We start from the raw sequence: 7,662 nt of genomic DNA on the forward strand, positions 1-7,662 counted from the left end.
GTTGACCGCCGCGCCGGTTGACCGCCGCGGGTTGACCGCCGCGCCGCACGCCCGCCGCGCCGCATGCCCGCCGCGCCGCACGCCCGCCGCGCCGCATGCCCGCCGCGGGGCGCGGCGGGACTGCATCATGGGGGCATGCGCATCGCGATCACCGGGGCGAACGGGCTCATCGGGCAGGCCCTCGTACGATCCCTGCGGGCGGACGGGCACGAGGTGGTGCGCTTCGTGCGCCGCGCGCCCGCCGCCCCCGACGAGGCGGCCTGGGATCCGGCCCGCGGGTACGTCGACCCCGCCGGGCTCGCCGGCTGCGGGGCCGTCGTCCACCTGGCCGGGGCCGGGGTCGGGGACCGCCGGTGGAGCGCCGCGTACAAGAAGGAGATCCGGGACAGCCGGGTCCTCGGCACCGGTGCGATGGCCCGGGCGATCGCCGCGCTCGACGCGCCGCCGGCCGTGTTCGTCTGCGGCAGCGCCATCGGCTACTACGGGGACACCGGGGAGCACGCCGTCGACGAGTACGCCCCGGCGGGGCGGGGCTTCCTGCCGGAGGTCTGCATCGCGTGGGAGGCGGCCGCCGCCCCCGCCCAGGCGGCCGGCGTACGGACGGTGTTCGCCCGGACCGGACTGGTGGTCGCCGCCGGGGGCGGGGCCTGGCACAAGCTGTTCCCGATCTTCCGGGCCGGGATCGGCGGCCGGTTCGGCAACGGCCGCCAGTACTGGTCCTTCATCTCGCTGCACGACGAGATCGCCGCCCTGCGGTACGCCGTCGACACCCCGGAACTGTCCGGACCCGTCAACCTGACCGCCCCCGAGCCGCTGACGAACCGTGAGGTCACCGCCGCGATGGGCCGCGTGCTCCACCGTCCGACGCCGTTCCCCGTTCCGGCACCGGCCCTGCGCGTGGTGGTCGGGGAGTTCGCCGGGGACGTGCTGGGCAGTCAGCGGGTGCTGCCCGCCCGGCTGCTGGAGTCCGGATTCACCTTCCGCCACCCCGGGATCGACGAGGCGATCCGGTCCGCCCTCGACCGGTAACGGGCCCCCGCCCCGCCCCCGTGCGACCGTCCGTGACCCGGATGCGACCGCCGTGCGACCGGACCCGACCGCAATACCCCACCGAACTCGGGTTCCCCTGGAGCCGGTTGGGGGAAGGAGGATTCCCACACAGCCGCGCCGACCTCGGGGAGGGGCACGTGCTCAGCAGCTCGCACCGCGCCGCACAGCATGCGGACGTCGTCATCGTAGGAGCCGGGGTCTCAGGACTCGCGGCGGCACACCACCTGATCGCGGCAGGGGTCACGGTCACCGTCCTGGAGGCCGCCGACGATCCCGGCGGACGGATGGCCACCGAGCACGTCGACGGATTCCGGCTGGACCGGATCGGGCAGTTGCTCAACACCTCGTACACGGAGCTCGACCGGACCCCCGGCCTGGCCGGCCTGGTCCTGCGGCCCTTCGCGGCGGGGGTGCTCGTCCACACCGACGGCAGGCAGGCGCGCGCCGGGGCACTGACCCCGGCCCGCGCGCTGGCCAGCGGATCCTTCGACCAGGCCCGGCTCAGCGCCTACCTGGGCCGGCTCGCCGCCCTGCCGGTGGAACGCGTACTGGCCCGCCCCGAGCGCACGGCGCTGGCCGCCCTGCGCTCCCGGGCCCTCGGCGCGACCCTGCGGCCCCTGCTCTCCGCGCTGCTGCGCGATCCGGAGCTCACGACCTCCAGCCGGGTCGCCGACCTCGCCCTGCGCACCTTCGCCCGCGGCCGGCTCGCCGTGCCCGAGGGCGGTGCCGCGGCCCTGCCCGACCTGCTCGCCGCCACGCTGCCGCCCGGCACCGTGCGCACCGGGGTCCGGGTCCGGTCGGTGGCGACGAACCTGGTCACCACCGAGGAGCACGGCGACTTCAGCTGCCGCTCCGCCGTCCTGGCCACCGGGGCGCGGGCCGCCGCCGATCTGCTGCCGGGGCTGCGGGTGCCGGCGTTCCACGAGGTCACCGTCATCCACCACGCCACCGCCGCGCCGCTCCCGTGGGACGGCTCGCTCCTGCTCGACGGCGACCCCCGGTGGCCCGTCGCCCACACCGCCGTGATGAGCGCGGTCGACCCGGTGCGGGCCCCGGCCGGCCGCAGCCTGGTCACCACCACCGTGCTCGGCCCGCCGCCGCCCGCCCGCACGGTCGCCTCGCGCCTCGCCAGGCTGTACGAGACCGGCACCCGGGACTGGGAGCTGCTGGCCGTCCACCACGCCCCGGAGGCCGTCCCCGCGATGCCGCCGCCGTACGACCTGCGCCGTCCGGTCCGGGTCCTGGCCGGGCTGTACGTGTGCGGCGACCACCGCGACGTCAACACCGTCCAAGGGGCGCTGCACTCGGCCCGCCGCGCAGCCACGGCCGTCCTGCGCGACTTCGGCATCCGGCTCCCCGCGAGCGCGGAACCCGCCCTTCCGGCGGTGGCCTGAGAACCCTCCGGACAGGGCCCGGTCCCCGTGGGGACCGGGCCCTGTGCAGGCACCCGCCGACGTCCGGGCGCGCCGGGATCAGGACAGTGCCGCGACCCGGTCGCGGTACGTGCGGACCGCCGAGGCGTCCCGGTACGGCTCCAGCCTGCGCTCGAAGTCCCGTACGTACTCCACCGCCCGCACCGACCGCATCTCCATCGCCTGCTGCGCCGCCTCCGCTCCCAGCGCGCACGCCTGGTCCAGCTCGCCCAGCCCCAGCCGGGCCGTGGCCAGCACGACCCGGCAGAACAGCCGCGAGCGCGCGAAACCCGGCGCCCGCAGCTGGAGCGAGCGCTCCGCGTGCTGCGCCGAGGCCCGGTACTGCTGGAGGTCCCGGTGGCAGTGCCCGAACTCGTCCGCCAGCTGCGCCTCGTCGAAGAGCCGCGCCCAGTGCGGTACGTCGTCCCCCGCCCGGGCCGCGCCCAGCGCCCGCTCGGCCCGCACCAGCGAGGCCGTCGCGGCCCGGACCTCGCCGAGTACCGCGTGCCCGCGCGCCTCCGCCGCGTGCAGGAGCGCCTGCACCACCGGCGGCGGCCCCGAGCCGACACCCTGCTGCGCGACGCGGGCCAGCTGCACCGCCTCCCGGCCGTGGCCCAGGTAGACGGCCTGCCGGCTCATGGTCACCAGCACGTACGAGCCGTACGGCCGGTCGCCTGCGGCCTGCGCGAGGCGCAGGGCCTGGACGAAGTACCGCTGGGCGAGCCCGTGCGCGGCGATGTCGTACGAGGTCCAGCCGGCCAGCCGGGTCAGGTCGGCGGCGGCCGAGAAGAGCCGCCGGCCGGTGGTCTCCCCGTACGTGCCGCGGAGCATCGGCTCGGCCTCGTGCTCCAGGTAGCGCACCAGGGCCTGCCGGGCGTGGCCGCCGCCATAGGTCTGGTCCAGGGTCCGGAACAGCTCGCTCACCGACCGCAGCGCCGCGATGTCCCCGCCGGTCACCCGCTGGCCGGGCCCCCGGTCGATCTGCCGCTGCCGGGGGACCGCGGCACGGCCCTGCACCGGGACCCGGGCCGCGGCCGCCGGATCGGCGCCGCGGCCCACCCGCTCGTCGGCGCGCCCGATGAGCCAGTCCCGGCTGGGCACGACCAGTCCGGCCGGGGTGAACGCGATCTTCCGCAGCTCCGCGTGGGAGCCGGAGTCCTTGCGCCACAGCCCGCTGGCGATGTCGACGGCCTCCTCCGGGGTGGCCGCGAACTCCAGGCCGGCGTAGACGGGCGCGCAGGCGTCCAGGCCCAGGTCCTGTGCCGAGAGCCGCCGGCCCAGACGCCGGGTGAAGACCTCGGCGATCAGCGCCGGGGTGGTCCCGCGCGGCTGCTGCCCGCGCAGCCACCGGGTCACGGAGGTCTTGTCGTACCGCAGATCGAGACCGTGTTCCAGGCCGAGCTGGTCGACCCGGCGGGCCAGACCGGCGTTGGAGAACCCGGCTTCCGCGATCAGCGCCGCGAGCTGCCGGTTGGGGACGCGCTGGGCAGGTCGTTCCGTCATCGGCTCCACGGTTTCCTGACGTGACGGACCGGAGTCCCGGCCCTGTGAACGGCGTGAATGTAGCGGCGAACACCGCTCAGACCGCCCTCTCTGTCCCACATTCATCCGATCGTGTGCAGAATCGGTAGGGCCCTTTACGGACTGGCCCCCTCCGTCCGCGTACGCTGCGCGACATGACCCGCAGGCCCACCGGGGCGGAATCCTCCGCCGATGCCACCGCGCCACTGCCCGCGCCCGAACTGACCGAGGCCGAGTGCCGTCGCTGCGGTACGTACATCGCGGGCCTCGACGGCCGGTACGCGTGCGGGGTGTGCGGCTGGGTCAACGACCACTCGGAGGGCCACCGGCGGCTGCCGCGGGCCGACGAGGACCCGGACCGCCCGCCCCGGGGCCGCAAGCGCCCCAAGCCGCTGCCGCCGGGCCCCGGGGAGGCTCCGCCCCCGGGTTACTGAGGGGTCGGAAGGCGCCCGAGGGGTCGGAAACCGGCCGCCGTACCCTTGGCTGGTGCGGTACGTGCACACGGCAGGTTCAACGAGGAGGCGCTGCGGTGGCTGAGCTTGAGTTTGTCCATCTGGGCTTCGGACCCGATTACGTCGAGTACTCCCCGGCCTGGGAGGAGCAGCGGCGGGTCCACGCCGCGCGCTTCGCGGACGAGATCGGCGACACCTGCCTGCTGGTGGAGCACGCGCCCGTGTACACGGCCGGCCGGCGCACCGCGGACAACGAGCGCCCGCTGGACGGCACCCCCGTCGTGGACGTGGACCGCGGCGGCAAGATCACCTGGCACGGCCCGGGCCAGCTGGTCGGCTACCCGATCATGAAGCTGCCCCGCCCGGTCGACGTCGTCGCGCACGTCCGCCGGCTGGAGGAGGCGCTGATCCGCACGGCCGCCGAGTTCGGGCTGGAGACGACCCGTGTCGAGGGCCGGTCCGGGGTCTGGGTGCTCGGCGACCCGGTCGGGGAGCGTCCCAGGATCGGCGGGCTCTCGCTCGAATTCGACCCGCGGCTGACGGACGAGGAGTTCGACCCCCGCCTGAACGGGCCCGAGTACGCCCCCTCCAACGCCGGCCAGCGCCGCGAGGACCGCAAGCTCGCCGCCATCGGCATCCGCGTCGCCAAGGGCGTCACCATGCACGGCTTCTCGCTCAACGTGAACCCGGACAGCACCTGGTTCGACCGGATCATCCCCTGCGGGATCCGCGACGCGGGTGTGACCTCGCTCTCGTACGAACTGAGCCGCGAGATCTCCATCGCCGAGGTGCTGCCGGTCGTCGAACGCCACCTGAAGGACGTACTGGAGCAGGCGGAGCTGCGGCCGCGGGAGATCGAACCCGCCGCGGGCTGACGACCGGGGGAATGCGGCCGGTCACCGCCAGGTTGGCCGACGTAAGAGCGTATGAAATTACGGGCGTACCCTGGTGGGCGCCGAAGAATCGAAGTCACAGGGAGCCGGTCGTGTCCGCAGTCGCACCCGACGGACGCAAGATGCTGCGCCTGGAGGTCCGTAACAGCCAGACCCCCATCGAGCGCAAGCCCGAGTGGATCAAGACCCGGGCGAAGATGGGTCCCGAGTACACGAAGATGCAGGCCCTGGTGAAGGGCGAAGGACTGCACACCGTGTGCCAGGAGGCCGGTTGCCCCAACATCTACGAATGCTGGGAGGACCGCGAGGCCACCTTCCTCATCGGCGGCGACCAGTGCACCCGGCGCTGTGACTTCTGCCAGATCGACACGGGCAAGCCCGAGGCGCTGGACCGGGACGAGCCGCGCCGTGTCGGCGAGTCGGTCGTCACGATGGACCTGAACTACGCCACCATCACCGGCGTCGCGCGCGACGACCTGGCCGACGGCGGCGCCTGGCTGTACGCGGAGACCGTGCGCCAGATCCACCAGCAGACCGCGGGCCGCGAGGGCGGCCACACCAAGGTCGAGCTGCTGGCCCCGGACTTCAACGCGGTCCCGGAGCTGCTGGAGGAGGTCTTCGCCTCCCGCCCCGAGGTCTTCGCGCACAACGTCGAGACCGTGCCGCGGATCTTCAAGCGGATCCGCCCCGGCTTCCGCTACGAGCGCTCGCTCGACGTGATCCGGCAGGCCCGCGCCTACGGCCTCGTCACCAAGTCCAACCTGATCCTGGGCATGGGCGAGGAGCGCGAGGAGGTCTCGGAGGCGCTGAAGGAGCTGCACGAGGCCGGCTGCGAACTCATCACCATCACCCAGTACCTGCGGCCCTCGCCGCGGCACCACCCCGTCGAGCGCTGGGTGAAGCCGGCCGAGTTCGTGGAGCTGGCGAAGGAGGCCGAGGAGATCGGCTTCTCCGGTGTGATGTCGGGCCCGCTGGTCCGCTCCTCGTACCGTGCGGGCCGCCTCTACACCCAGGCGATGGAGAAGCGCAGCCGAGTCTGAGCGCAGGCACGGAGAAGCGCGCGGCGGTGTGACGCGCGCTACCACCCGGACTGTGTGAACTCACGCACAAAGTCTTACCGGCGGGTAACACCACATGGACGCGGCCCCTAGGCTCTTTGTAACGAAGAGTCCGGCGGGCCGCGTAAATGTTTCATCACCGTTTGACCAGCCGGTCATGCCCTGGTAACACCAGTCAGTGACGATGAGTCCACGCACCGCGCACACCGGCGCACACCGCCGCGCCACCCCGCGGTGCCCCGCACGCACCCCGATCGACACCGTGAGCACCGTGAAAGGGATCGACATCATGCAGGCCGCGCCCGTACGCGCCATTGCCATTCCGTCGTTCACCGACGCCTTCCGGGGCTTCGAGTCGCTGCTCATGAGCGGCGCCCGCCGCAACGCCTGGACCGCCGTTCTGGAGGACCGCCGCAGAGCCAAGGACCGGGTCGAAACCGAGCACGTACTCGAGGCCGCGGCGACCCGGACCCCGCAGGCCACGTAAACTTCGCTTTATGGCGAGGAAGTCAAACGCAGAGACTGCTGCGAACCCCGGGCGACTGAAGCAGATCGCCCTGACGTACAAGATGACGCGCAAGGCCGACCCGAAGGTCGGTCTGATCGTCGCGGGCGTGGGAATCGTCACCTTCGGTGTCTTTCTTGCGATCGGCTTCCTGATCGACCACCCGGTCTACCTGGGCATCCTGGGCTTCCTGGTGGCGTTCCTCGCGATGGCGATCGTCTTCGGGCGACGGGCCGAGCGGGCTGCCTTCGGGCAGATGGAGGGACAGCCGGGTGCGGCCGCGGCCGTACTGGACAACGTGGGACGGGGCTGGACCACCACCCCCGCCGTCGCGATGAACCGCAGCCAGGACATCATCCACCGGGCCGTGGGCAAGGCCGGCGTCGTACTGATCGCCGAGGGCAACGCGAACCGGCTCAAGCCGATGCTCGCCGCCGAGAAGAAGAAGCTGGCCCGGATCATGCCGGACATCCCGGTCCACGACTTCATCGTGGGCACCGGCGAGGGCGAGGTCCCGCTCAAGAAGCTCCGCACGACGCTGCTCAAGCTGCCGCGCGTGCTGGCCGGCCCGCAGATCACCCAGGTCAACGACAAGCTGCGCGCCATGGGTGACCTCATGAGCAACATGCCGCTGCCGAAGGGCCCGATGCCCAAGGGCATGCGGATGCCGCGCGGCGGAAAGATGCGCTGACCCGCTCAGCCGATCTTCGTATACGACAGAAGGGGAGCCCCCCCGCCCGCGAGGGCCGCGGGGGCCCCCCGGGTGGGGTC

8 protein-coding genes are annotated in these 7,662 nt (G+C 73.3%); 7 read left to right on the forward strand and 1 reads right to left on the reverse strand.

The window, feature by feature from the left end:
• Positions 1–135: 135 nt before the first annotated feature.
• Together ACFXA3_RS28415 and ACFXA3_RS28420 are read left to right on the forward strand one after the other, a co-directional pair.
• On the forward strand, positions 136–1,029 hold the full coding sequence (locus ACFXA3_RS28415; RefSeq protein WP_385191323.1) for a TIGR01777 family oxidoreductase: 894 nt from the start codon (positions 136–138) through the stop codon (positions 1,027–1,029).
• A gap of 158 nt (positions 1,030–1,187) precedes the next feature.
• Positions 1,188–2,444 (forward strand): FAD-dependent oxidoreductase, encoded by a 1,257-nt coding sequence (locus tag ACFXA3_RS28420; RefSeq protein WP_385191325.1) that lies wholly within the window; start codon positions 1,188–1,190, stop codon positions 2,442–2,444.
• A gap of 78 nt (positions 2,445–2,522) precedes the next feature.
• Here ACFXA3_RS28420 and ACFXA3_RS28425 read toward each other — a convergent pair whose 3' ends face one another.
• The gene (locus ACFXA3_RS28425) at positions 2,523–3,965 is read right to left on the reverse strand and encodes a regulator (RefSeq protein WP_385191327.1); all 1,443 of its coding nucleotides are present in this window, start codon (positions 3,963–3,965) and stop codon (positions 2,523–2,525) included.
• Between the two features lie 173 nt (positions 3,966–4,138).
• Here ACFXA3_RS28425 and ACFXA3_RS28430 point away from each other — a divergent pair, with 173 nt between their 5' ends.
• From ACFXA3_RS28430 to ACFXA3_RS28450, 5 genes are all read left to right on the forward strand, one after another.
• Positions 4,139–4,417, forward strand: a complete 279-nt coding sequence (locus ACFXA3_RS28430) for a hypothetical protein (protein ID WP_385191328.1) — start codon at positions 4,139–4,141, stop codon at positions 4,415–4,417.
• A gap of 95 nt (positions 4,418–4,512) precedes the next feature.
• Positions 4,513–5,310, forward strand: coding sequence for a lipoyl(octanoyl) transferase LipB (gene lipB, locus ACFXA3_RS28435; protein ID WP_385191330.1), 798 nt, complete (start codon positions 4,513–4,515; stop codon positions 5,308–5,310).
• 110 nt (positions 5,311–5,420) lie between these two features.
• Positions 5,421–6,368: a lipoyl synthase gene (gene lipA / locus ACFXA3_RS28440; RefSeq protein ID WP_385191331.1), complete on the forward strand. Its 948-nt coding sequence runs from the start codon at positions 5,421–5,423 to the stop codon at positions 6,366–6,368.
• Between the two features lie 307 nt (positions 6,369–6,675).
• The gene (locus tag ACFXA3_RS28445) at positions 6,676–6,873 is read left to right on the forward strand and encodes a hypothetical protein (protein ID WP_054225563.1); all 198 of its coding nucleotides are present in this window, start codon (positions 6,676–6,678) and stop codon (positions 6,871–6,873) included.
• 10 nt (positions 6,874–6,883) lie between these two features.
• The gene (locus ACFXA3_RS28450) at positions 6,884–7,582 is read left to right on the forward strand and encodes a DUF4191 domain-containing protein (RefSeq protein ID WP_385191333.1); all 699 of its coding nucleotides are present in this window, start codon (positions 6,884–6,886) and stop codon (positions 7,580–7,582) included.
• The last annotated feature ends 80 nt before the right edge of the window (positions 7,583–7,662 follow it).

It is taken from the genome of Streptomyces sp. NPDC059456 (assembly GCF_042750055.1).
Lineage (GTDB): Bacteria > Actinomycetota > Actinomycetes > Streptomycetales > Streptomycetaceae > Streptomyces.

What these genes read in the sequence shown, in the direction of transcription:
- ACFXA3_RS28445 (WP_054225563.1), top strand. Translation starts at nt 6,676, where the DNA reads ATGCAGGCCGCGCCCGTACGCGCCATTGCCATTCCGTCGTTCACCGAC.
- ACFXA3_RS28415 (WP_385191323.1), top strand. Translation starts at nt 136, where the DNA reads ATGCGCATCGCGATCACCGGGGCGAACGGGCTCATCGGGCAGGCCCTC.
- ACFXA3_RS28430 (WP_385191328.1), top strand. Translation starts at nt 4,139, where the DNA reads ATGACCCGCAGGCCCACCGGGGCGGAATCCTCCGCCGATGCCACCGCG.
- ACFXA3_RS28425 (WP_385191327.1), bottom strand. Translation starts at nt 3,965, where the DNA reads ATGACGGAACGACCTGCCCAGCGCGTCCCCAACCGGCAGCTCGCGGCG.
- ACFXA3_RS28450 (WP_385191333.1), top strand. Translation starts at nt 6,884, where the DNA reads ATGGCGAGGAAGTCAAACGCAGAGACTGCTGCGAACCCCGGGCGACTG.